Source organism: Campylobacter porcelli, assembly GCF_002139855.1.
Taxonomy (GTDB): Bacteria; Campylobacterota; Campylobacteria; order Campylobacterales; family Campylobacteraceae; genus Campylobacter; species Campylobacter porcelli.
This window is the reverse complement of sequence record NZ_CP018789.1, coordinates 928315-951572: the sequence shown is the minus strand read 5'-3', so window position 1 is coordinate 951572 and position 23258 is coordinate 928315. Positions and strand designations below refer to the sequence as shown.

24 protein-coding genes are annotated in these 23258 nt (G+C 33.6%); 12 read left to right on the top strand and 12 right to left on the bottom strand.

Annotated elements, in window-relative coordinates; genetic code table 11:
* Window positions 1-13 precede the first annotated feature (13 nt).
* Both CSUIS_RS04825 and CSUIS_RS04820 read right to left on the bottom strand, forming a co-directional pair.
* The gene (locus tag CSUIS_RS04825; protein ID WP_086236590.1) at window positions 14-688 is read right to left on the bottom strand and encodes a response regulator transcription factor; all 675 of its coding nucleotides are present in this window, start codon (window positions 686-688) and stop codon (window positions 14-16) included.
* 45 nt (window positions 689-733) lie between these two features.
* Complete coding sequence (locus CSUIS_RS04820) at window positions 734-2146, bottom strand: Do family serine endopeptidase (RefSeq protein ID WP_086297500.1); 1413 nt, start codon at window positions 2144-2146, stop codon at window positions 734-736.
* Between the two features lie 152 nt (window positions 2147-2298).
* On the opposite strand from CSUIS_RS04820, the gene CSUIS_RS04815 reads away from it, so the two are divergent.
* The 10 genes from CSUIS_RS04815 (at window position 2299) to CSUIS_RS04765 (ending at window position 12338) form a co-directional block, all read left to right on the top strand.
* Window positions 2299-3186 (top strand): DnaJ C-terminal domain-containing protein, encoded by an 888-nt coding sequence (locus tag CSUIS_RS04815; protein ID WP_086297498.1) that lies wholly within the window; start codon window positions 2299-2301, stop codon window positions 3184-3186.
* Between the two features lie 9 nt (window positions 3187-3195).
* Window positions 3196-3555, top strand: coding sequence for a heat shock protein transcriptional repressor HspR (locus CSUIS_RS04810; protein ID WP_086297496.1), 360 nt, complete (start codon window positions 3196-3198; stop codon window positions 3553-3555).
* Between the two features lie 5 nt (window positions 3556-3560).
* Window positions 3561-5234 carry a cation:proton antiporter gene (locus tag CSUIS_RS04805; protein ID WP_086297494.1) on the top strand — a complete coding sequence of 558 codons (1674 nt, stop codon included), beginning with the start codon at window positions 3561-3563 and terminating at the stop codon, window positions 5232-5234.
* Entirely contained in the window at window positions 5227-6660 is a 1434-nt protein-coding gene (locus tag CSUIS_RS04800; protein ID WP_086297492.1) for a potassium/proton antiporter, read from the top strand. The genes CSUIS_RS04805 and CSUIS_RS04800 overlap by 8 nt, the downstream gene beginning before the upstream one ends.
* 8 nt (window positions 6661-6668) lie before the next feature.
* Window positions 6669-7433 (top strand): TSUP family transporter, encoded by a 765-nt coding sequence (locus CSUIS_RS04795; RefSeq protein WP_086297490.1) that lies wholly within the window; start codon window positions 6669-6671, stop codon window positions 7431-7433.
* 78 nt (window positions 7434-7511) lie between these two features.
* A complete protein-coding gene (locus CSUIS_RS04790; protein WP_086236597.1) occupies window positions 7512-8192 on the top strand; it encodes a F0F1 ATP synthase subunit A in 681 nt (226 codons plus the stop codon).
* 178 nt (window positions 8193-8370) lie between these two features.
* Window positions 8371-8907 (top strand): thiamine phosphate synthase, encoded by a 537-nt coding sequence (locus tag CSUIS_RS04780; protein ID WP_086236599.1) that lies wholly within the window; start codon window positions 8371-8373, stop codon window positions 8905-8907.
* A gap of 70 nt (window positions 8908-8977) precedes the next feature.
* Entirely contained in the window at window positions 8978-10396 is a 1419-nt protein-coding gene (gene gatB / locus CSUIS_RS04775) for an Asp-tRNA(Asn)/Glu-tRNA(Gln) amidotransferase subunit GatB (RefSeq protein ID WP_086236600.1), read from the top strand.
* Window positions 10393-11283, top strand: a complete 891-nt coding sequence (locus CSUIS_RS04770) for an NAD(P)H-dependent glycerol-3-phosphate dehydrogenase (RefSeq protein ID WP_086297484.1) — start codon at window positions 10393-10395, stop codon at window positions 11281-11283. The genes gatB and CSUIS_RS04770 overlap by 4 nt, the downstream gene beginning before the upstream one ends.
* The gene (locus tag CSUIS_RS04765) at window positions 11280-12338 is read left to right on the top strand and encodes a glycoside hydrolase family 3 N-terminal domain-containing protein (protein ID WP_086236602.1); all 1059 of its coding nucleotides are present in this window, start codon (window positions 11280-11282) and stop codon (window positions 12336-12338) included. The genes CSUIS_RS04770 and CSUIS_RS04765 overlap by 4 nt, the downstream gene beginning before the upstream one ends.
* Here CSUIS_RS04765 and CSUIS_RS04760 read toward each other — a convergent pair.
* From CSUIS_RS04760 to CSUIS_RS04715, 10 genes are read right to left on the bottom strand one after another with little or no spacing between them, the layout of a single operon-like run.
* Window positions 12335-12769 carry a hypothetical protein gene (locus CSUIS_RS04760; protein ID WP_086236603.1) on the bottom strand — a complete coding sequence of 145 codons (435 nt, stop codon included), beginning with the start codon at window positions 12767-12769 and terminating at the stop codon, window positions 12335-12337. The genes CSUIS_RS04765 and CSUIS_RS04760 overlap by 4 nt on opposite strands.
* Complete coding sequence (gene rarD, locus CSUIS_RS04755; RefSeq protein WP_086297482.1) at window positions 12756-13625, bottom strand: EamA family transporter RarD; 870 nt, start codon at window positions 13623-13625, stop codon at window positions 12756-12758. Before rarD ends, CSUIS_RS04760 begins: the two co-directional genes overlap by 14 nt.
* A gap of 2 nt (window positions 13626-13627) precedes the next feature.
* Window positions 13628-14368 carry an amino acid ABC transporter ATP-binding protein gene (locus CSUIS_RS04750; protein WP_086297480.1) on the bottom strand — a complete coding sequence of 247 codons (741 nt, stop codon included), beginning with the start codon at window positions 14366-14368 and terminating at the stop codon, window positions 13628-13630.
* Window positions 14369-14377: 9 nt separating this feature from the next.
* On the bottom strand, window positions 14378-15040 hold the full coding sequence (locus CSUIS_RS04745) for an amino acid ABC transporter permease (RefSeq protein WP_236860764.1): 663 nt from the start codon (window positions 15038-15040) through the stop codon (window positions 14378-14380).
* Window positions 15033-15782 carry a transporter substrate-binding domain-containing protein gene (locus CSUIS_RS04740; protein WP_086236606.1) on the bottom strand — a complete coding sequence of 250 codons (750 nt, stop codon included), beginning with the start codon at window positions 15780-15782 and terminating at the stop codon, window positions 15033-15035. Before CSUIS_RS04740 ends, CSUIS_RS04745 begins: the two co-directional genes overlap by 8 nt.
* Window positions 15783-15791: 9 nt before the next feature.
* Entirely contained in the window at window positions 15792-16337 is a 546-nt protein-coding gene (gene pgsA / locus CSUIS_RS04735) for a CDP-diacylglycerol--glycerol-3-phosphate 3-phosphatidyltransferase (protein WP_236845255.1), read from the bottom strand.
* Complete coding sequence (locus CSUIS_RS04730) at window positions 16337-17125, bottom strand: enoyl-ACP reductase (RefSeq protein WP_086236608.1); 789 nt, start codon at window positions 17123-17125, stop codon at window positions 16337-16339. The genes pgsA and CSUIS_RS04730 overlap by 1 nt, the downstream gene beginning before the upstream one ends.
* Window positions 17125-18018, bottom strand: a complete 894-nt coding sequence (dapA, locus tag CSUIS_RS04725) for a 4-hydroxy-tetrahydrodipicolinate synthase (protein WP_086297478.1) — start codon at window positions 18016-18018, stop codon at window positions 17125-17127. The genes CSUIS_RS04730 and dapA overlap by 1 nt, the downstream gene beginning before the upstream one ends.
* Window positions 18015-19262 (bottom strand): M16 family metallopeptidase, encoded by a 1248-nt coding sequence (locus tag CSUIS_RS04720; protein ID WP_086236610.1) that lies wholly within the window; start codon window positions 19260-19262, stop codon window positions 18015-18017. The genes dapA and CSUIS_RS04720 overlap by 4 nt, the downstream gene beginning before the upstream one ends.
* Window positions 19263-20321 carry a quinone-dependent dihydroorotate dehydrogenase gene (locus CSUIS_RS04715; RefSeq protein ID WP_086297476.1) on the bottom strand — a complete coding sequence of 353 codons (1059 nt, stop codon included), beginning with the start codon at window positions 20319-20321 and terminating at the stop codon, window positions 19263-19265.
* Between the two features lie 286 nt (window positions 20322-20607).
* Between CSUIS_RS04715 and CSUIS_RS04710 the strand changes: the two genes are divergently transcribed.
* Both CSUIS_RS04710 and CSUIS_RS04705 read left to right on the top strand, forming a co-directional pair.
* Window positions 20608-22206, top strand: a complete 1599-nt coding sequence (locus tag CSUIS_RS04710; protein WP_086297473.1) for a multicopper oxidase family protein — start codon at window positions 20608-20610, stop codon at window positions 22204-22206.
* A gap of 175 nt (window positions 22207-22381) precedes the next feature.
* Window positions 22382-23254, top strand: a complete 873-nt coding sequence (locus CSUIS_RS04705; protein ID WP_086297471.1) for a hypothetical protein — start codon at window positions 22382-22384, stop codon at window positions 23252-23254.
* Window positions 23255-23258: the final 4 nt, after the last annotated feature.

The following is a 23258-nucleotide window of genomic DNA, read 5'->3' as shown; positions in this document are numbered from 1 at the left end:
GCACTCTTTAAATTTACTGCTCTAGCTTATAGCCTACACCTCTAATTGCGTGTATATATTTTGGCTCTTTGGGGTTTTCTCCAATCTTAGTTCTAATGCGTCCGATTATAACATCAATACTTTTATTTGTGCTATCTTCGTTTATTGAGTTACAGTTATAAATCAACTCTTCTCTACTAATAGCACCTCCTTCTTTTTTGATTAAATATCTTAGTATATCATACTCAGCTACTGTGAGTTGAAGTGGCTCACCTTTTAGTGTGATAATATGGCGAAAATCATCACAAACTAAATCTTTTTGAGTTGGAGAGATCTCTTGCATTGTTATATTTTGGCGGCGTAAATGGCTCTTAATTCGTGCTAGAAGCTCTTGAGGATTGTATGGCTTTGGCAAGTAGTCATCAGCACCAAATTCAAAAGCATTAATCTTATCATTTATATCATGTCTAGCGCTTGAGATGATTATAGGGATTGTATGTTTGGTGCGTATCTCTTTACACACTTCTAACCCATCAATGCCAGGAAGGGTAAGATCTAAAATAACTAGATCAAATTTACTAGTATTAAGAGTAGATAGCCCAAGATATGGATCATCGCATATTTTCACACTCATATCAAACTGCTCTAAATACTCACTTAAAATCTCAGCAAGCTCAAAATCATCTTCAATCATTAGAATTTTTATCATATATTTGCCTTTTAAATTTGGGCTGATTATAGCCAAAAATAGCTATTATTTCAATACTAACCCCATTAAAATTCCACCCCTATTTATCCATATTATCGGCTTTCTATTTGAGGCTTTAGAGGTTTGTAGCTCTTTGCTAAATTCATTTATGTTGTTTATGATTTTTTCATTTACTTGAATGATTATATCTCCACTTTCAAAGCCGGTATTAGCAGCATTTGAGCCCTCTTTAACATCTGTGATTAATACCCCTTTTATATCTTGAGGGATTTTATATTTATACCTTATATCATCGCTTAAATTTTGCACACTTAGCCCATCGATGCTAAAATTCTTAGCTATAGTTTCTACTTCATCGCTAGTAGTTAGCTGAAGTTTTGTAGAGTAAATTTTACCAGCTCTTTCATACTCTAAGCTGATTTTGGTATTTGGAGGGTAGGCTCCAATTATATTTTTTAGATCATTTGCGCTTTTAATTTGCTTATTATCTACTTTTATAATCAAATCTCCCCTTTGTAATCCAGCCTTATTAGCTGGGTAGCCTTTTTCTACATTGGTAATTAATGCACCCTCTTTATTTTTATATATCTCTTTTTGATCTGTGGTTAAATTTGCTATCATTACGCCAATGTAACCACGAGTTATCTTTCCATCGCTAATTAATTTTTGAGCTATGGTTTTTACCATATTTGATGGTATGGCAAAGCCTATGCCATTATTGCCACCGCTTCTGCTTAAAATAGCTGAGTTTATTCCTACTAAAGCCCCACGACTATCTATCAATGCTCCACCGCTATTACCTGGATTTATACTAGCGTCTGTTTGGATAAAATCCTCATATTGATTTAGCCCGATATTATCTTTATTTAAACCACTAATTATACCGCTTGTAATGCTGCCGCCCACGCCAAATGGATTACCAATGGCAAATACCACATCGCCTTCAAGTAGCTTTGAGCTATCAGCGAAGTATGCTGGGGTTAAATTTGTCGCTTCGATTTTGATAATTGCTAGGTCAGTTTTTGGGTCTGAGCCTACTACTTTTGCTTTATACTCCTTTGAGTTATCAAGCATTGAGACTATGATCTCATCGCTATCTTCTATCACATGGTAGTTAGTTACTATATATCCATTGCTAGTGATGATAACTCCAGAGCCTAAAGATGAGCTTTTTTGACTTCTATGCTCTGGTATATTAAAGCCAAATCCAAAAAATTCTTTAAAAAATGGATCATTCATTAAACTATTTAAGTTATTTTTTGTTTTTATTGTTTTGCTTGTAGATATATTTACAACTGCTTGTTTGGCTTTTTGAATTGAGCTATTGTATGATAAAATTGAGTTTTGATCTAAGGCTGGATTGATACGAGTAAAATTTGAGTTTGCATCGCGAAATTCCACATCTGCACCAAAAATAGCCGTAGCTGCTAATAGGGATATTAGTGATATTTTTGTCATAATTATTCCTTAAGTTAAAAAATTACTTAATTATATTATTTACTAATAAATACATATTTAATATTTATATAAGTTAATTTAAATAAGTTGATTGACACTAACTCAACTTTTATGATATAATTTCTATAAAAAAATATAAGTGGAGATATATAATGAGTAATAGTTTATATGAAACCTTAGGCATCTCAAAGGGTGCTAGCAGCGATGAGATCAAAAAAGCTTATAGAAAATTAGCTAGACAATACCATCCTGATATTAATAAAGAGCCAGGTGCTGAGGAGAAATTTAAAGAGATTAACGCAGCTTATGAAATCTTAAGCGATGAGACCAAGCGTCAGCAGTATGATCAATATGGCGATAGTATGTTTGGCGGACAGAGCTTCCATGATTTTAGTAGGGCAAATTTTGGTAGTAACGCAGATATTAATGATATTTTAAATCAAATTTTTGGCAATTTTGGCAGATCTAGTGGCTCTAGAAGAGGTTTTGGTGGATTTAGCTCATCTGGATTTGAGAGTTTTGATGGATTTGGCGGTGGATTTGGGCAAAATTTAGATATTCAAGCTAAGATAAATATCTCATTTGAGTTAGCTGTAAATGGCGGAGATTATGAATTTAGCATAAATGGCGAAAAAATTAAAATTAAAATTCCAGCAGGTTTAAAAAGTGGAGAAAAGCTACGAGCTAGAAATAAAGGCAAAAGTGCTGGCTCACATAGGGGCGATCTTATCATAACTGTAAATATAGAAGATGATAAAGAGTATAAAAGAGATGGAGATGATCTATATAAAAATTTAGATATTAGCTTAAAAACGGCTCTTTTTGGTGGTAAGATTGAAGTTAAGACATTTAAAAAAGATGTATCTATCAAAATTCCAGCTAATACTAAAAATGGTCAAAAAATTAGATTAAAAGGATATGGGGTTAAAAATAGAAAGAGCGAGATTTATGGCGATATGTATTTAGTTATCAATGTGGTTTTACCGGATGTAGATCAGCTAGATGCGCAGTTAAAAGATCTACTTCAAACAAAATTATAAAGAGGCAATATGAGAAATTATGAAGAACCAGTTTATCTAATTAGCGTAGTGGCAAAGGTGTTAAATATCCATCCACAAACTCTAAGACAATATGAAAGAGAGGGTTTAGTAGAGCCTAGTAGGACTGAAGGCAAGATGAGATTATATAGCGAAAAAGATCTTGATAAGATTAAGATGATTTTGCGTTTAACAAGAGATTTGGGGGTAAATTTAGCAGGTGTTGATGTGATTTTAAGGCTTAAGCAAAGACTTGAGGAGTGTGAGGCGATTATAGATGAATTAAGATCAAATATAAAAACACAAAATAAAGGTTCGCTAGTAAAAAGAGTCAGTAGCTTTGATATGATATTTGTAGATGATAAAAAGTAGGATAAATGGATAATCTTGTATATATTTTTATTATTGCAGCTGGTTGTGCTATATTATTTAATCTTATATTTCGCAAATATGAGATCCCAACCATAATAGGCTATATCGCTACTGGGGTATTTATATCTCAACTTTTTGGATTAAAGAGCAATCACGATTTGAGCTTTGTGGCTGAATTTGGAATTGTATTTTTGATGTTTACTATCGGTCTTGAGTTTAGCATTAAGCATTTAATGTCTATGAAAAAATATGTATTTTTATATGGCTCTATACAGATGATAGTTACTGGATTTATCCTTAGTTTATTAGCTTTTTATATGTTTGGTTTGGATATAAAAATAGCTATTATCATAGGCTTTGCTATGGCGCTTAGCTCCACGGCTATTGTATTAAAGATACTAAATGATACTGGTCATATCTCAAAAAAATATGGGAGAAAAGCTCTTGGAATTTTGCTATTTCAAGATATTGCTGTGATCCCTTTGCTTTTAATGATGGATATATTTGATATTAAAGATGGCTCAGTAAGCTCTTTGATACTCACATCTATTATAAGTGCAGTTATTCTTATAGTGCTTTTATATTTTATTGGTAAGTATATTTTAAGTCGTGTTTTAAACGCAGTTATTCAAACAAATTCAAAAGAGATATTTATAACAACAATTTTATTTACCGTAATTGGAGCTAGTTTTTTAGCGCACTATTTTGGATTTAGCTACTCTTTGGGTGCATTTATAGCTGGAATGCTTATCGCAGAAACGCCATATAAGCACCAAATAGAGACTGACTTGATACCATTTAGAGATTTACTACTAGGATTATTTTTTATAACAGTTGGTATGCAGATAAATTTTGCTGTGATATTTACCAATCTTTTAATCATAATTCCTATGCTAATTTGTGTGCTATTTATAAAGATTATGGTGGTTTATCTATTTTTAATGATGTTCGCTAGGAAAAAGACAGCATTAAAAACAGCCCTTAGCCTAGCGCAAGTAGGCGAATTTGCCCTAGCGATATTTACTCTTTTATCAGTAAAAAATATGATAGATGATAGAATCCTTCAAATTTTAACCGCTGTAGTGATAATATCGATGGTATTAACCCCATTTATCTTAAAAAATGTCGTTAAAATCGCTGATAAAATGGAAGAGCAAGATATCTTAGATGATGAGATTATCAGTAGCCAAGAGCAAGATATAATGGACGAGCTAACTAGTAAAAATTCTATGGAGCTTAAAGAGCATTTTGTAGTATGTGGATATGGTAGACTAGGCCGTGAAATAATAAGGCAGTTAAAGGCTAAAGGCTGCTCGTATATCGCTCTTGAGAGTGATTTAAATTTAGTAGAACGGGGTAAGAATAGTGGCGATAATGTGTATTATGGCGATGCAACGCAAAAGAACACTTTAGAAAAAGTTTGTATTAAAGATTGTGTAGCGGCTATAATCGCAGTTAGCAATGAGCAAAAATCTGAATTAATAGCAAATTCTATTAAAGATTTAGGATATGATGTAAATACTATTATAAGATTTGCTGATACTATAGAGAAGGGGCTTTATAGGGATTTTGGAGATCATTTTCATTTGGTTAAAGAAAGGGAAGCTGTGGCTAATGCGATTATACGCAAGGCCTTAGAGTGCGTAAAAGATAAATTTAGTAGGAGTGTAGATGGATAATTCGCTGATAATATTTGGTTTATTATTTCTTCTTAGTGTTTTGTTTAGCAAAATATCAGATAAATATGGCGTCCCAGCCTTGCTTATGTTTTTAGCAGTTGGAATGCTAGCTGGTAGTGATGGGGTAATAGGGCTTGAGTTTAACAATGCTAAAATAGCAGAAAATGTAGGGACAATAGCACTTATTTATATACTTTTTGCTGGCGGGTTTAATACAAATTATAAATCAATTAAGCCTATTTTTAAAAGTGGTATAATCTTAGCGACATTTGGGGTTGTAATTTCAGCTGTTATCACTGGAGTATTTGCTTATTATATAATGGGATTTTCTATTTTAGAATCCCTATTATTTGGGGCTATTATTAGCTCTACTGATGCTGCTGCGGTATTTTCTATTATGCGTTCAACCAAGCTTAAGAATAATCTTGCTTCCTTGCTTGAATTTGAAAGCGGAAGCAATGATCCTATGGCTATATTTTTAACCATTACTTTGCTTGGATTGCTTACAGCTACAACGGTGATTGATCCATATACAATGTCTATAAAGCTTTTGCTTGAGTTTATCCTTGGTGGTGCGATGGGATATCTATTTGGTATTATAATTCCAAGCCTAATAAATAGGGTAAAGCTAGGCTCATGGGGGCTATATCCAGTGCTTTTAATAGCCTTAGTTGCTATGCTTTTTGGCTTATCAGAAAAGATCGGTGGCAATGGCTATATCGCAGTGTATGTAGCTGGAATTATAGCTAATAAAAAAGAGTTTTTATATAAAAAGAATTTAACTGGCTTTTTCGATGGAATTGCTTGGATGATGCAGATATTTATATTCCTTACTCTTGGTCTTTTGGTATTCCCTAGCGAGTTGCCTCATGTAGCGATGATAAGCATATTGATGGCTCTTATTGTGATGTTTATATCTAGACCTATTAGTGTGTTTCTTTGTACGATATTTTCTAAATATAATTTTAAAGAAAAATGCTTTATCTCTTGGGTTGGCCTTAGGGGCGTTGTGCCTATTATTTTAGCGACCTATCCGCTATCTGCAGAGTTAGAAAATGGTCAATTGATGTTTAATATTATATTTTTTATGGTCTTAATCTCAGTTTTAACTCAAGGCACTACTTTAAACAAAAGCGCAAAGATATTTGGGGTTATAGAAGCAGAAAAATCTAACACAAATATGCCTAGTAGCCCAATCTCATACTCAGATATAAAGCAGTATAGAATAGGCGAATCATCTAAGGTAATTGGTAAGAATTTAACCGAAATTGGACTTCCAGATGATTTTTTAATCGTTTTAGCAAAGCGAGATGGAGAATTAATAAAGGTTAGCGGCTCATTTGAATTTATGCAAAATGATATATTGCTAATTTTATGTAATAGCGAACTAAGATACCAAAAAATTATTAGGATTTATGGATTATAGGGTATATAATGGAATTAGAAATTTGGGTTTTTGTATTGCTATTTTTTGTAGCATTTTTAAGTGGTTTTGTAGATGCTATTGCTGGAGGTGGTGGGCTTATTACCATTCCAGCACTTATATCAGTAGGCATTCCAGAGCATATAGCACTAGCTACTAATAAACTCCAAGCCACCTTTGGTAGCTTCACAGCTGCGGCTAATTTTACGCATAAAAAGATGGTGGATTTTAACTCTTTATGGCGTGGGATTATATGGACATTTATAGGAGCAGTGCTTGGCACTTGGGCGGTGCTATTAATCGATGCTAGTGTGATAAAATATCTAATTCCAATTTGCTTAATTGCGATTTTAATATACACAATCTTTAGCCCAAAACTTGGAGAAATAGATAGAGAAAAAAGGATAGGAGAGGGGCTATTTTACACTATTTTTGGCTTAATCATTGGATTTTATGATGGATTTATAGGGCCTGGGACTGGGTCATTTTGGATGTTTGCTTTTGTTAGTTTATTGGGGTTGAATTTAAAAAGCGCTGTAGCCAATACTAAAATTTTAAATTTTGTCTCAAATATTGTCTCTTTATCTGTATTTATCGGTGGCGGACAGATATTGTGGATGCTTGGTGTGATTATGGGATTTGGGCAGATGATAGGGGCATATTTTGGCTCTCATATGGTTATTAAAAGGGAGATTAAATTTATAAAAATTATCTTTTTAACTGTGGTAAGTTTAACTATTGTTAAGTTACTTTATGATCTATTCATTTTATCATAATAAAATAGATATTTTAATTTTTGCTTAATCTAAATTAAGATATAATCTTGGCAAAAATTTTCTCAAAGGCACTTTTCTATGAAAGATCTCTTTCTTTTTTCAAATTTGATCATCAATGATCATAGTTTCACATATCTTTTTCACATAATTTTAGTCGCAATCATTGTGCTAATTATCGCCAAAATGGCTACTAGCTCCATGCAGCTTGTGCCTCGTGGTACTCAGAATTTGCTTGAGGCATATCTAGAAGGCATTGTATCTATGGGTCGTGATGTTATGGGTAGCGATGAACTTGCTAGAAAGTATCTACCACTTGTAGCTACAATTGGTTTGATAGTTTTAACAAGCAATGTTATAGGTATAATACCAGGTTTTGAAGCTCCAAGCTCAAGTTTGAATTTAACTCTTTGTTTAGCACTTTGTGTATTTTTGTATTATAATTTTGAAGGTATTAGAACTCAAGGTGTGATTAAATATTTTGCTCACTTTATGGGACCAAATAAATTTCTAGCTCCATTAATGTTTCCTATAGAGATTGTATCTCATTTATCACGCATAGTTTCGCTATCATTTAGGCTTTTTGGTAATATAAAAGGTGATGATCTATTCTTAATGGTTGTTTTAAGTCTTGCTCCGTGGGTTGCCCCACTTCCTGCTTTTGCTTTGCTTACATTTATGGCACTACTACAAACTTTTATATTTATGATTTTGACATATGTATATTTAGCTGGTGCTGTAGTGGTATCTGAAGAGCACTGATTTTTGATATATATACTTAATTTTATTCTTGGTGCGTCATGGGCAATAGCTCTTGTTGGCGCACTGATTTTTATCTACTATTTTCATTTTTTTGGATTTTTTATTAGCGGTTTTGTTGGGGCTAGTTTTGGGCTAATTTTAGCTTTTATCACACATTTGTTAATAAAAATTTTAAGCCATGATAAAATATGCGATAAGCGATCCTAAATTCTACTCAAATTTTGATTACGCTTTTAATAATTTTAGTAGATTAAAAAGTGCTGATATGATACTTTTTAGAGATAAAATATCTAAAAATTATTATAAATTAGCTACTGATTTTATTAAATTCAAATCCGAAAATCTTAAATTTTTGGCTCAAAATGATATAAATTCGGCTTGTAAGCTTGGTTTTGATGGAATTCATTTTAGCTCAAATTTAATCCATCTTTTAAAAGATACACCACCAAATTTAATCAAAATTGCTAGCACTCACAATATCAAAGAGATAGAATTAGCCAGTCAATATGGTGCTGATTTTATCACATTTAGCCCGATCTTTTTCACACCAAATAAGGGTGAGCCAAAAGGCTTAGAGGTATTAAAAGAGGTTGTAAAAATCTCTAAAGCTAAGGTTATTGCCTTAGGTGGCATAATAAGCCAAGAGCAAATTGATAGTGTGGTTGATTGCGGTGCTGCTGGATTTGCCTCTATTCGCTATTTTACGCTAGATTGAGTGTGTTATTAATATTTAATTTTTTTTGTGCTAGAATATGCCATTTTATTAATATCAAAAGGTCAAATTTATGTTTGAAACAGTTATAGGATTAGAAGTTCATTGTCAGCTAAATACAAAAACTAAAATATTTTGCGGCTGCTCAACTAGCTTTGGAGAAGAGCCAAATACGCATGTTTGTCCTACTTGCCTAGCTCTACCAGGAGCGCTACCGGTGCTAAATTCTCAAGCGGTTAAAAAGGCTATTAGCTTTGGTAAAGCGATAAATGCAACTGTGAATAAAAAAAGCGTTTTTGATCGTAAAAACTACTTCTATCCAGACCTTCCTAAGGCGTATCAAATATCTCAATTTACAATACCAATTGTAGAAAATGGGGAGTTGATTATTAAAGTTGGCGATAAAAATAAAAAAATTGGCATTACTAGAGCTCACTTAGAAGAGGACGCTGGTAAGAATAGCCATGAGGGCAAGAGTAGTTTGGTAGATTTAAATCGTGCTGGAACTCCGCTTTTAGAGATTGTGAGCGAACCAGATATAAGAAGTAGCGATGAAGCAGTAGCTTACCTTAAAAAGCTCCATAGTATTTTAAGATTTTTAAATATTAGCGATGCAAATATGCAAGAAGGCTCTTTTAGATGCGATGTTAATGTTAGTATCAGACCAAAGGGCGATGATAAGCTATATACTAGGGTTGAGATTAAGAATTTAAATTCATTTAAATTTATCCAAAAAGCTATTGAGTATGAGGTTGAGCGTCAGTGTGAAGCGTGGGAAGATGGCAGGTATGATAGCGAGGTAGTCCAAGAGACAAGGCTATTTGATACTACCAAGCTTATTACAAAACCAATGAGAAGCAAAGAAGATAGTGCTGAGTATCGCTACTTTCCAGATCCAGATCTACTCCCTGTGATAATCCCAGATAGCTTGATGGCAGAGGCTAGTATCTTGCCTGAATTGCCAGATGAGAAAAAGGCTAGATATATGAGCGAATTTGGGATAAAAGAGAGCGATGCTGATGTGATAATTAGTAGCTATGAGATGGCTAAATATTTTGAAGATTTAATAGCTAGTGGTAACTCTGCTAAATTGTGTGTAACTTGGCTAAGCGTTGAGCTATTGGGTAGATTAAAAAATGGCTTAACAATCGAGACTTCACCAGTTAGCAGTGCTAAGCTATCAATACTATTAAATAGAATAGAAGATGGCACAATCTCTCAAAAAGCTGCTAAAGATGTGCTAGATGAGATTTTCATAAGTGATGAGAGCGTAGATAGCGTAATTGATCGCTTAGGATTAAAACAAGTAAGTGATGACTCAGCGATTATAGCTATTATCGATAGTGTTTTGGCCGCAAATAGTGATAAGGTAGCTGAGTATAAAAGTGGCAAGGATAAATTATTTGGATTTTTTGTCGGACAAGTGATGAAAGAGGGTAAGGGTGCTTTCAATCCAGCTAAAGTAAATGAGCTACTAAAGTCAAAGCTATGAAAATAGCAGTAATTGGTGCTGGGAAATGGGGTCAAGCTCTATACTCAGCACTTAAAATTAATAATGATTGCGTTATTTCATCTAGAACAAAGCGAGATATAGATGGATTTATAGGTTTATCGGAAGCTTTGAAGTATGATTATTTGCTTTTTAGTATCTCAACTCAGATGACAGATGAATTTCTAAGCTTAAATTTTAAATCAAATAATCAAAAAATATTGGTAGCTTCAAAGGGCATTGATATAATTAGCGGTAAATTTTTACATGAAATATATGCTAAATTTAGCAGTGGCGATAATCTAGCATTTCTTAGCGGCCCAAGCTTTGCTATTGAGGTTATGCAAGGGTTGCCGTGTGCTCTTGTGATAAGTAGTCAAAATAAGGAGTTAGCTCAAATTTGGGCTAGTGCTTTTCCAAATTTTATTAAGCCTTATATTAGCAGTGATGTCATAGGTGCCGAGATTTGCGGTGCGTATAAAAATGTGATTGCTATAGCTGGGGGAGTGTGTGCTGGGCTTGGGCTTGGGCAGAATGCTAGGGCTAGTTTAATATCTAGAGGGCTAGTGGAGATGGCTAGATTTGGCGAGCATTTTGGGGCTAAAAGTGATACATTTTTAGGTCTTAGTGGAGCTGGAGATCTCTTTTTAAGCGCAAGTAGTGAGCTATCAAGAAATTATAGAGTAGGGCTTGGACTAGCTAAAGGAGAGAATTTAGATAGGATTTTAGATGAGATTGGCGAAGTAGCAGAAGGTGTAGCCACAGCAAGAGCTATAACGAAAATGGCGCAACAAAGGGTGATTTACACTCCAATTGCTAATCAAGTAGTTGATATGCTAGGCGGAAAAAATGCCAAAGAGGCTTTAAAGGATCTATTAAAAAGACAATGAGAAAGATTATTTTACTATTTATATTTACTATTTGTTTGTTTGGTAACTCAAGCGATAAAGAGCTTAGAAATATGATCGGTCAGATGATTATGGTGGGTTTTAGCGGTAATAACGCTAATGATGAGTGGGTAAGACAGCTACGCTTAGATATTAAAAATGGTAGAATCGGCGGAGTTATGATACTAGCTAGAAATATTAGTAGCAAAGATGGGCTAAAAAATTTAATAAGCTATCTAAACTCAGCCAGACCAAAACAGCCGCTATTTATCGCAATTGATGAAGAGGGTGGAGAAATTAGCAGATTTAATAAATTTAGCGATTTTGAGCACTTTCCATCAGCTTATAAGGTTGGAAATGAGCTAAATTTAAGTAGCGCAAATAAGCTATATAGCAAGATGGCAATGCAGTTAAAAAGTCTTGGGGTAAATATGAATTTTGCTCCGGTAGTTGATCTGCATAATGATATATCTCCTATAATTGGTCAAAGGCAAAGGGCATTTAGTAGTGATGCTAGCGAGGTTACTGCCTATGCAAGTGAGTTTATATCTGCATTTGATAATTACAGCGTTGCTAGTGTGTTAAAGCATTTTCCAGGCCATGGCAACGCAGCAGCTGATACTCATAAAACTAAAACTATTGTGGATAATTTTGATTTTGATGAGATTAGGCCATATTATGAGCTAATTAAACGCAAAAAGGCTAAATTTGTAATGGTTGGTCATATGATAATCCCAGTAATCGATGATACAAATCCAGCCACACTCTCTTATCAAGTTGTTACAAATTTATTAAAAGATAGTCTAGCTTTTGAAGGGGTTGTAATAAGTGATGATATGCTGATGAAAGCCCTTGGCGGGACTTTAGAAGAAAACGCCATAAAAGCTATAAAAGCTGGAGTAGATATAGTGCTTGTTAGTGAGTATTTTTATAATAAAACAAACTCCATAAAAGCAGTAAATGATGCGATTTTTAACGCAGTTAAGAGCGGTCAAATAGAGATGACTAGAATCGTAGATGCCTATAATCGCATAATTGCTCAAAAGGCTAGATTTTAGCCTTTATCTAGCCCAAGTCTATTAAACTCTGTTTTTAGGCTATTTTTTACCTTATCAGCAATCTCTTTGCCGTTTATAAAATTTAACTCCACAAAATCATCAACTCTACTAAGTAGATCAAAAAGCTTACTTTGCCACTTGGTGCTATCTTTGGAGTTCAAAGACTCTATAAACACAAGCTCTTTGCTAAAATCGCTTAAATTTTCTAAGATTTCATCTTTTTTATCTGGGTATAGTATGCCATTATCTAAGGCTATTTGACGCAATATATCTATTTGATTATCTATCTCACCGCAAAATTTAGAGTAGGCTAAATTTGGGTTTTCATCTTCTATTGTGATATTTTGCGTAACTTTATTTATCTGTTTGTATAGTATCACTCCTACGACCAAAACGGCCAATGCCATTATGATTAGATCATTTTGTCCCATTTTTTCTCCTTAAATTTGCCATCGCAGCAATAGCAAGGCTAATCCATATAAGCATAAAGCTAGTAAATTTATAAAAATCAAGAGTCTCATTATACATAAAAACTGCAATAATCATACTTAAAGTTGGACTTATATATTGTAAAAATCCAATTGTAGAAAGCTTTAGATATTTGGTGCTAGCATTAAATGTCAGTAGCGGTAAAATTGCGATAAAGCCGCTTAAAAATAGCATTACTCCATTAAAATTTAATCCAAATTCGCTACTTTGATTAATATATAAATATACCAAATATATTATGGCAAATGGCGATAAAATCATAGTTTCTATAAATAATCCTTCAAATGCTCTTACCCCAAGTCTTTTACGCAAAAGTCCGTATAGGGCAAATGATAGTGGTAGTATAATGGATATGAATGGAAGTCTGCCAAGAGAGTAAATTTGAATTGTGATAGCTATAAATACAATGAAAATTGATAGCTTTAAGGCTGGGCTAAGCTCCTCTTTTAATATAATAGCCCCAAGAAGTATCGAAAAAAGCGGATTTATAAAGTATCCAAGGCTAGTTGCTAAGATATCATTTTGATTGATTGCATAGATAAATATCCCCCAGTTACTAGCGATTAATACGCCAGTAACGGCTAGAGTTAGGGTTACTTTTTTGATTTTTGCTAATCTTTTGACGCTATTTAGCTTTTTGGTGATTATAAGCACAATTAGCAAAATCACAGATGACCATATAACTCTATGGGCTAAGATTTCAGTGGCACTAATGCCTTGGATAAATTTAAAAAATATAGGGAAAATCCCCCACATAATAAATGTAGCTAAAGCTAGGATAAACCCTTTTTGTGCCATTATTAGTGTAAATCGCCTATAAATTTGATAATTCTTGGATTATTTTGTGCTTCAAAAAACTCTTTTGGTGGCTGTATTGTTACTATTTTACCATTTTCTAAAAATATAATCTTATCAGCAATATCTTTAGCAAATTTAAGCTCATGTGTAACCAAAATCATCGTTTGATGCTCATTAGCTAGCATTTTAAGAGTGGATAAGACTTCGCTTACTAGCTCTTTATCAAGTGCGCTTGTAGGCTCATCAAGTAGTAAAATATCAGGCTTAAGTGCTACGGCTCTAGCTATTGCCACCCTTTGTTGTTGGCCGCCGCTAAGTGAGCTTGGGTAGGCATTAGCCTTATCTTTTAAGCCAAATTTTTCTAGCAAATTCAAAGCGATATTAGTAGCTTTATCTTTTGACATTTTTTGGACGCTAATTAACCCTTGAGTGATATTTTGTGTAGCGTTTAGATGGGCAAAAAGATTATAAGATTGAAAGACCATACCCATTTTTCGCCTTAAATTTAAGATCTCTTGCTTATTTATATGGGTTTTAAAATCGATTTTTAAACTTCCATCACTAAATTCTAAAATTCCACTATCTGGAGTTTCAAGATAGTTGAGTGAGCGAAGAAGGGTTGTTTTACCACTCCCACTTGGCCCTATAATTGCTATTATCTCACCCTCTTTGATATTCAAACTGATATTTGATAAGATTGTGTGAGAGCCAATTTTTTTATTTATATCTTTTATTTGTAGCATAGCTTCCTCTTATAAATGCTTACTAAATTTAGCTTCAAGGCGAGTTTGGATATAGCCTAGACCTATACAAATAACCCAGTATATAAGGGCAGCTTGTGAATACACTCTTAGGAATTCGTAATTTTGTGAGGCTATAGTTTGGGCTTGACGGAATAGCTCAGCTACCAAAACAACAGATGCTAGTGAAGTATCCTTAATAAGTGCTATAAAGGTATTAGATAGAGTTGGCAAGGCTATTTTAAAAGCTTGTGGAGCTATGATTTTTATAAATGTATCGCTATTTGTTAGTCCAATGCTCCAGCCAGCCTCCCACTGTCCCTTTGGCACTGCTAAAATACTAGCCCTAATCGTCTCGCTACTATATGCTCCAATGCTAAGGCTAAAAGCAATTATAGCACTAATAAATGGATTTAGCGTTACTCCGATATTTGGCAAACCATAAAATATGATAAAAAGCTGCACAAGAAGTGGAGTTCCCCTTATTATGGATACATAAAATTGACAAGCGATTTTAGCTAAATTTGATATTGGATTTTTACTATGATTGATGCGGATAAGTGCGACAATAGCACCTATGGCTATGCCAAAAATAAAAGATATAATGCTAAGGGGGATAGTATATAGTATCGCCCCTTTAATCATAGGTATAAAAGCATCAATATAGCTACTCACTAACATCCATTCCAAAATATTTTTCTGAAATTTGCTTTAGTGTGCCATCTTTTTTCATAGTTTCTAATGCTTTATTGATTCTATCTCTTTGTTCTGTTAGCTCTTTTTTAAATAAAAATACACTTCTAGTGCCATCGCCTGTATTAAATGCAACCTTAATATTTTTATCTCCAGTTGTTTTAATATAGTTTAAAATAGCTAGTTTATCATTCATAGTAGCGTCTGCTCTACCTTGACTTACAGCCTTAATGGCTGGGGCTAAGCCATCAACTAAGACGATATTTGCACCATTTTGGATAGCCATCTCATAGTAGTTACTTCCCATTGATTGGGCGATATTTTTGCCTTTTATATCATTTAGCGAGTTTATGCTATTATCATCAGCCCTTACTGCTATAGCTGCTGAAGTAACTATATATGGATCGCTAAGTGTGTAAAGCTCAGCTCTTTTTGGGTCAGCATCGCTAATTTGATTAGCTATCATATCAAAGCGATTTGAGTTTAACCCTGAGAATATCGCATCCCAGTTTGTCTCATGAAATTCGATCTCAAATCCAGCTCTTTTGGCTGCTTCAGCTATTACTTCAACATCATAACCTACCAATTTACCGCTTTCATCGTGATATGAAAATGGATTATATGTGCCTTCTGTAGCGACTCTTAATTTATCCTTTACGCTCTTATCTCCAGAACAACCAATAAAGATAAAAGCCATAAATAAAATAGCAAAGATATTTCTCATTTTTTTCCTTTAAATTTGATTTTTTCTTATATGTTTTGTATATGCGTGTATATACTCATAGCCTGAATATAGCGTGATGGCTACAGCAATCCATAATAAAATCTCGCCACCCCACCACTGCATAGATAAAAATCCTATAGCGACCATTTGCATAATAGTCTTAATCTTACCAGCTATGGAGGCACTCACATCGATATTTTCACTAGCCATAACAACCCTAAATCCAGTGATAAAAAACTCCCTAACAAGTATGATATACACAGCCCAAGCATTAGCTCTATCTATAATCATTAGTCCCAAAAATGCTGCTAAAATCAGCATCTTATCAGCTAATGGATCCAAGATAGCACCTAGCTTTGTCTTTTGATTCCAGCTTCTAGCTATATAGCCATCAAAAAAATCAGTAATACTAGCTACTACAAAAGTTAAAGCACAGAAGTAGTTAAGCCAACTAATGTCTATATAACTACTGCTATTTTTGATTTTTAATAGCAAAAAGAACATTAATGGCGCTAAAAGTATGCGAAATATGGCTAGAGAATTTGGTAAATTTATCATTTAAATGTAGTGCCACCATCAATTATAAATGTATGTCCAGTTACCCAACTAGCCTTTGAGCTACATAAAAATAGACAAGCCCCAGCTAAATCTGTAGGCTGCCCCATACGGCCAAGTGGGCTTAGTGCAGCCGTAGCGTCTCTTACCTCTTCATAGTTTGTAAAGGCTCTTAGTGCATCTGTTTCTATCGGCCCTCCGCTTACTACATTAACTCTAATATTATGCTCTCCAAGCTCAGTTGCGGCGTATCTTGCCATAGCTTCTACTGCGGCTTTTGCTGTGCCGTGCCCGCTATAGTGTTCGATATAGACTAGATTGCCAGTTGAGCTTAGGCTGATTATGCTACCACCGCCTACTTTTTGCATTCTTTTAGCCGCCTCTTGGGAGCCTACTACAAAGGCATTAACCGTAGCGGTAAATATATTATTTATTCCACGAGGTTTGAGCTTCATAAATTTAGTATATCCACCAGCTACAGCACGCCCTGAAATAATCGCATTTGATATGAAAAAATCAATCCTATCAAAATCCTTATCAATCTCTAAAAATAGCTCTTTATAAGTTTCGGGCTCAAGGATATTTAAAGCATAAGCTCTAGCTTTTATCCCAAATTCTTTCTCTAATTCCAAAGCTTGATTTTTAGCCATCTCTTCATTTGAATTATAGGTAAAAGCGATATTTGAACCGCATTTAGCAAATTCAAGCACAATTGCCCTACCAATCCCTCTTGTACCGCCACTAATAACTAATGTTTTGCCTTTAAATTCATCATGATAACAATTCATTAAAATCCTTTTATATCATAAGTTTTCATTACTAATTCTATTTTTTTAAAGTTTTGCTCGCTTGGGGCAACCAGCGGAAGTCTATACTCTAATGTGTCTATTAGTCCAGCAATATACATAGCTGCTTTAATAGGTATCGGATTTGACTCGCAAAATAGAATTTTATTAATATTATATAGCTTATCATTAATCTCTTTTGCTTTTAAAAATTCATTTTGTAATGCATATCTAGTAAGTGCAGATATTTGATCTGGTAATAAATTTGAAGTAACAGATATTACGCCTTTTCCGCCATTGCTAAGCACTGGATAATTTATAGCATCATCGCCGCTTAATAGATATATTTTTGGCTCATGAGCTAGTATATCAACGCATCTTTCTATATTTCCACTTGCCTCTTTAACTCCATAAATATTATCGCAATCATTAAATAGTCTTATAATTGTCTCTGGCAATATATCGCATCCTGTTCTAGATGGGACATTATATAGCAAGATTGGTATATCTACTGATTTGGATATGGCTTTGTAGTGTTGATACAATCCTTCTTGAGTTGGTTTATTATAGTATGGAGCTACTGATAATATCCCATCAGCACCGCATTTTTGGGCAAATTCAGCTAGACCTATAGCTTCGTGCGTGGCGTTACTTCCTGCACCGGCTAATACCTTGACATTGCTACCTTTACACGCATTTACGGCTATTTCGATACAAATTCTATGCTCATCATGGGTTAAAGTAGCACTCTCTCCAGTAGTTCCTACAGGCACAACTGCGTCAATGCCATTTTTAATCTGTCTTTTAATGAGTTTTTCATAGCAATTTTCATCTATTTTACCATTTTTAAAAGGCGTTACTAAGGCCGTCATTGCCCCATAAATACTCTTTTTCATTTGGTTCCTTTTAATATAATTGTAGTTGATTTATCTTTATTAAAATATCTATTTGCGCAATCTTTAATATCTTGCGTTGTAAGTGCATTTGTCATATCTGAAAGCTGCCAAAGTGGCTCTATATCGCCTTTTGCTATGTAGCTTCCATATAGACTTGCAAGTTTACTAGCACTACTTAGCGAGTAGATAAAGTTGCTTTTTAAGCAATTTTTTATCTTAGTTAGCTCATCAGCTTTTATATCGCTATTTTTTAGCTCTTTTATTAGTTTCAAAATCTCTTTTTTAACATTTTTGGCTTTTACGCCTGGATTACAAATAGCAATTATAATAAATAAATTCTCATCAATGCTATCCATAGGATAAGCGTAAATTTGATTTACTAAATTTAATTCATCTATTAAGACTCTTTCAAAAAGTGAGCTTTTGCCGCTTGATAGATATTCGCTAATAGCGCTTAATGCGGTTTGATCTTTATGATTAAATGGTGGAATTTTGTAGGCTATGGCTATCATTTCTACATCGCTTTGTTTGCGGATTACTAGAGATTTTTCGCCATTTTGCTCTGGTTCTACGCAGTGTAAAGCAGGGATTTGACAGCGGTTTTTTATACCTTCAAAGTGCTTTTTACCAAGATCAAACGCACTCTTTTGATCAATATCACCAGTAATCATCAAAAAAGCATTTTTAGGCTGGTAGTATATAGACCAAAAATTACGAATATCATCTATAGTCCAATTTTGTATATCATTTATAAAGCCAATTGGAGTCCAGTGATATGGATGATAGATAAAAGCGTGATTAAATAGCCTAAAATAGAGCATTCCAGTTGGATTATTATCCGTTCGCCATCTACGCTCTTCTAAAACCACATCACGCTCAGGCAAAAACTCATCTTCTCTAAGGCTTAAATTTGACATAATATCAGCATAAAGCTCTAGTGAAGTATCAAGATTTTGGCTTGAGCATTTGATGAAATAGTGGGTAAAATCAAATCCAGTGCTAGCATTATTTACCCCGCCAAAACCCTTTACTATTTGGTCAAATTCCCCAGCCTTTTTATTGTCTGTGCTTTTGAAATTTAGGTGCTCTAGCATGTGTGCGATCCCGCTTTTACCCATTGTTTCGTTTCTAGAACCAACCTTATAATATAGATCTATACTAATAACATTTGAGCCTAAATTTAGTGGAGTGTGATATATCTCAAATCCATTCTCAAGGGTAATTTTGCTAAATTGTGGTAGCATTTATCTCCTTATATCTACGCCAACTGCTTGGGAAATACTCTCATATCCTTCGCTTAGGGCTAAATTTAATATTTGATTGTTTATATTTTTACATATACTAGGGCCTTCATAGATGAAGCTTGTGTAAATTTGGATTAAATTCGCACCCATTTTAATGCGTTCATAAGTCTCATTAGCGCTATCAATCCCACCGCAGCTAATTAAAATCGCTTTGCCAAAAAGCTCTTTGGCAACCTCTTTAAATAGCTCTTTACTCTTATTTTTTATAAGTTGTCCGCTTAAACCGCCAAAATCCTTAGCATTAGGAGTAAGCGAGTAATCTACGCTTGTATTGTTGATTATAAGCCCTTTAAATCCAGAATTTGCAGCAGTTAAACAAAGCGATATAGCTGAGTCTATGCTCATATCTGGGGCGATTTTTAAGATTAATGGCTTTTTGGTTAAGCCGTTTAAAGTAGTAGATAATTCACTTATGAAAGATTCGCTTTGTAAATCTCTTAAATTTGGGGTATTTGGCGAGCTTATATTGATTACAAAGGCATCGCAGCAACTATCAAGCCCTTTAACTAAAATCTCATAATCCTTAATAGCCATTTCATTTGGGGTGATCTTGTTTTTACCTATATTGGCAATTAATGGAATGCTAAAAGGGTATAATTTCGTGGCTCTAGCTTTAATCTTATCTAGCCCATCATTATTAAATCCCATAGCGTTTTGAATGCTTTTTTCTTCTATTAATCGAAATAGTCTTGGCTTTGGGTTGCCAATTTGCGGTTTTGGAGTCAAAGTCCCATACTCTAAAAATCCAAATCCCATCGTAGATAGCGGTAATATCATAGTTGCATTCTTATCAAATCCACCAGCAAGACCAATAGGATTTAAGAAATTTAATCCAAAAATATTTTGCGATAATTTAGTATCAATAAAGCAAAAATTATCCGCCAAATAGTCGCTCACAAATGGAATTTTTACAGATACACGCATAGCTAATTCAGCTATTTTGTGGGCATTTTCTGGGTTTAGTTTAAATAAAATTTTTTTAATATCGCCATAATCCATTATATTCCTTTAAAATCAGCAATTTTAGCTAAAATTTGCTTAAATTTGCTTATAATTTAAATAAATTTAATGATATTTTGGATATGTGTGAATATAATAAAATTATAAATTCAAGGTGCTAAAGTGGTAAATTACTCAAATTTTAATTTAAAACATATATTAGTTGTGGTAAGAGTTGCTTTATATCTTTAAATACCGAAATTTTAAAACAATTTATATAATATTCATTTATAATAATTATAATTTAATCAGCGATGAAAAATCAAAAATAAGGATATAAAACACAATGAATAGAAGAAATTTCTTAAAATTAAATCTCTTAAGTTTAGCAGGTGTGGGTGTAGCTTATGCAAATCCTCATATGGGGCATGACATGATGGATCATGACATGATGGGGCATATGGGGCATGACATGATGGGGCATGAAGGGCATGATATGGATAAAATGCCAATAAATAGAGAAATTGATACCTCTTTTATCCAATTTGCCCAAAAAGATTTAAAACTTTTAGACCAAAAATATTTTCCTAAAGGAGAAGCTCTAAAAGCTCTGCCTGTACTCAAAAATGAAAGCAAGGAAAAAAATGTTTTTCGTGCGACAATAGAGGTAAAAGAGAGTCAAATCGAAGTGATTAAGGGCAAAAAAACAAAATTTTATACCTATAATGGCTTAATACCAGCTCCAAAAATAGAGGTTTATGAAGGGGATAAAGTTGAAATTTTAGTTAAAAATACACTCAAAGAACCGACAACCATACATTGGCACGGACTTCTTGTACCGCCTAATCAAGATGGAAATCCACACGATGCTATTTTAGCAGGCCAAGAGAGGATTTATCATTTTACAATACCACAAGACAGTGCTGGTACTTACTGGTATCATCCTCATCCGCATTTTATCTCTTCAAAACAAGTTTTTATGGGCTTAGCTGGATGTTTTGTAGTCAAGGCTAAAAAAGACGCTCTTAGTCATCTTAAAGAAAAAGATCTTATGATTACTGATTTGCGTCTTGATGAAAACGCTCAAATTCCACATAATACTTTAATTGATTGGCTTAATGGTAGAGAAGGTGAGTTTGTGCTTATTAATGGACAATATCAACCTAAAATCAAACTCGCAAGCAATGAACGCATACGCATTTATAATATGAGTGCAGCTAGATACTTAAATTTACGCATACAAGGAGCTAAGTTTATACTTGTTGGAACAGATGGAGGACTAATAGAAAAACCGATTTTTAAAGATGAAATTTTCTTAAATCCTGCTTCACGCGTAGAAGTTTTAATCGATGCGGCAAAAGATGGAGAATTCAAGCTTGAAAGTGGCTATTACGATAGAGATAAAATGATGGTAAAAGAAGAGCCAAATACTCTTTTTTTAGCTGATATTTCTTTTAAAAAAGAAAAATTGCAACTACCAAAAACATTAAGAACCTTCAAGCCTTTAGAAGAACCAAAAGATTTTAAAGAAGTTATAATGAGCGAAGATCATATGCAAATGAATGGCTTAATGAATAAAAATGAAGAAGAGTTAAAAATCGCACTAGCTTCTATGTTTTTAATCAATGGTAAAAGCTTTGATTTAAATGGTGTTGATTTACATTCTAAAGTAGGAGTGGTCGAAGATTGGATAGTGATTAATAAATCGCATATGGATCATCCTTTTCATATACATGGCACACAATTTGAGCTTATCTCATCAAAATTAAATGGTGAGGTTAAAAAAGCAGAATTTAGAGCCCTAAGAGATACTATTAATGTGCGTCCTAATGAAGAAGTAAGACTAAGAATGAAGCAAGATTTTATAGGTCATAGAATGTATCATTGTCATATTTTAGAACATGAAGATTTGGGTATGATGGGAAATTTAGAAGTGAAGGAATAAAATGGTAGAAGCTTAAATTTGCTTAGAAAAACAAAATATAGATATGATTTTATTATGCTATAGGTGGTTATACTACTAGCCATCTATAGCTTAAATTTGTTTATAATTTAAATAAATTTAATGATATTTTATGCTGCGTTAGATATAATCAAAATTATAAATTTAAGGTGTTAAAATGGCATATCAAGAGAAAAAGTGGCAAAATTTCTATGAAAGAGCGTGGTCTATAAGGGCTGAGTTTATGAGTAAATTTATAAGTAGGGGGGGGTATAACGCTTTACAGGTAATTTCAGAGCTAGAGAAAAAGGAGCGACATTATACCCTTGCAGTTAATGATAATGGCGATTATGAATGGCGAAAAAAAGAGAGCCAGAGCGAGAAATTTAATTTTGTAGATATTCCGTATTATGGTATAACTTCCCTAAATGGTATGACTATTTTAGTCCCATATTATACTAAAACAAGCTTTATTGATTTTATTATCGATGCTTTGTCATTTGATGAGTATGATAGTGTAATCGAGCTTGGGTGCGGATATGGTAGAAATTTATTTAAGATATTTTATAATGGCGGTGGGATAAATTTAAGATATTTTGGTGGCGAATTTACTAATAGTGGTGTAGAGATGGCTAGAAAATTAGCAGATATTGAGCCTAAGATGAAGGCTGAGTTTTTCCATTTTAACCACTTAAAGCCTAAATTTGATAAGAATTTGGATTTTGGTAAGCGTGTTTTGGTCTTTACATATCATACTATTGAGCAGGTTAAAGAGATTCCAGATAATTGGTTTAAATCTGTAGCAAGTATCGCTCCATTTGTGAGATGTATCCATGGTGAGCCATTTGGATTTCAAGTAAAAGATTTAGGGGAAGTAAGCAAGGAGCATCGCAATTTTTTTATAAAAAATGGCTGGAATTTAAATTTTGCTAAAACTTTGAAAAAAGCTAATCAAAATGGAGATATAATCATCGAAGATGCTCTTTTAGAGCATAGTTGTAGAACTGACCCATTTAATCCAACTTCGATTGCTGTGTGGAGATCTATTTAAAAAA

What these genes read in the sequence shown, in the direction of transcription:
- CSUIS_RS04805 (WP_086297494.1), top strand. Translation starts at nt 3,561, where the DNA reads ATGGATAATCTTGTATATATTTTTATTATTGCAGCTGGTTGTGCTATA.
- CSUIS_RS04780 (WP_086236599.1), top strand. Translation starts at nt 8,371, where the DNA reads ATGATAAAATATGCGATAAGCGATCCTAAATTCTACTCAAATTTTGAT.
- CSUIS_RS04815 (WP_086297498.1), top strand. Translation starts at nt 2,299, where the DNA reads ATGAGTAATAGTTTATATGAAACCTTAGGCATCTCAAAGGGTGCTAGC.
- gatB (WP_086236600.1), top strand. Translation starts at nt 8,978, where the DNA reads ATGTTTGAAACAGTTATAGGATTAGAAGTTCATTGTCAGCTAAATACA.
- CSUIS_RS04740 (WP_086236606.1), bottom strand. Translation starts at nt 15,782, where the DNA reads ATGAGAAATATCTTTGCTATTTTATTTATGGCTTTTATCTTTATTGGT.
- rarD (WP_086297482.1), bottom strand. Translation starts at nt 13,625, where the DNA reads ATGGCACAAAAAGGGTTTATCCTAGCTTTAGCTACATTTATTATGTGG.
- CSUIS_RS04810 (WP_086297496.1), top strand. Translation starts at nt 3,196, where the DNA reads ATGAGAAATTATGAAGAACCAGTTTATCTAATTAGCGTAGTGGCAAAG.
- CSUIS_RS04730 (WP_086236608.1), bottom strand. Translation starts at nt 17,125, where the DNA reads ATGAATTGTTATCATGATGAATTTAAAGGCAAAACATTAGTTATTAGT.
- CSUIS_RS04820 (WP_086297500.1), bottom strand. Translation starts at nt 2,146, where the DNA reads ATGACAAAAATATCACTAATATCCCTATTAGCAGCTACGGCTATTTTT.
- CSUIS_RS04795 (WP_086297490.1), top strand. Translation starts at nt 6,669, where the DNA reads ATGGAATTAGAAATTTGGGTTTTTGTATTGCTATTTTTTGTAGCATTT.
- CSUIS_RS04765 (WP_086236602.1), top strand. Translation starts at nt 11,280, where the DNA reads ATGAGAAAGATTATTTTACTATTTATATTTACTATTTGTTTGTTTGGT.
- CSUIS_RS04790 (WP_086236597.1), top strand. Translation starts at nt 7,512, where the DNA reads ATGAAAGATCTCTTTCTTTTTTCAAATTTGATCATCAATGATCATAGT.
- CSUIS_RS04710 (WP_086297473.1), top strand. Translation starts at nt 20,608, where the DNA reads ATGAATAGAAGAAATTTCTTAAAATTAAATCTCTTAAGTTTAGCAGGT.
- CSUIS_RS04760 (WP_086236603.1), bottom strand. Translation starts at nt 12,769, where the DNA reads ATGGGACAAAATGATCTAATCATAATGGCATTGGCCGTTTTGGTCGTA.
- CSUIS_RS04705 (WP_086297471.1), top strand. Translation starts at nt 22,382, where the DNA reads ATGGCATATCAAGAGAAAAAGTGGCAAAATTTCTATGAAAGAGCGTGG.
- CSUIS_RS04720 (WP_086236610.1), bottom strand. Translation starts at nt 19,262, where the DNA reads ATGCTACCACAATTTAGCAAAATTACCCTTGAGAATGGATTTGAGATA.
- CSUIS_RS04800 (WP_086297492.1), top strand. Translation starts at nt 5,227, where the DNA reads ATGGATAATTCGCTGATAATATTTGGTTTATTATTTCTTCTTAGTGTT.
- CSUIS_RS04825 (WP_086236590.1), bottom strand. Translation starts at nt 688, where the DNA reads ATGATAAAAATTCTAATGATTGAAGATGATTTTGAGCTTGCTGAGATT.
- CSUIS_RS04715 (WP_086297476.1), bottom strand. Translation starts at nt 20,321, where the DNA reads ATGGATTATGGCGATATTAAAAAAATTTTATTTAAACTAAACCCAGAA.
- CSUIS_RS04750 (WP_086297480.1), bottom strand. Translation starts at nt 14,368, where the DNA reads ATGCTACAAATAAAAGATATAAATAAAAAAATTGGCTCTCACACAATC.
- CSUIS_RS04770 (WP_086297484.1), top strand. Translation starts at nt 10,393, where the DNA reads ATGAAAATAGCAGTAATTGGTGCTGGGAAATGGGGTCAAGCTCTATAC.
- dapA (WP_086297478.1), bottom strand. Translation starts at nt 18,018, where the DNA reads ATGAAAAAGAGTATTTATGGGGCAATGACGGCCTTAGTAACGCCTTTT.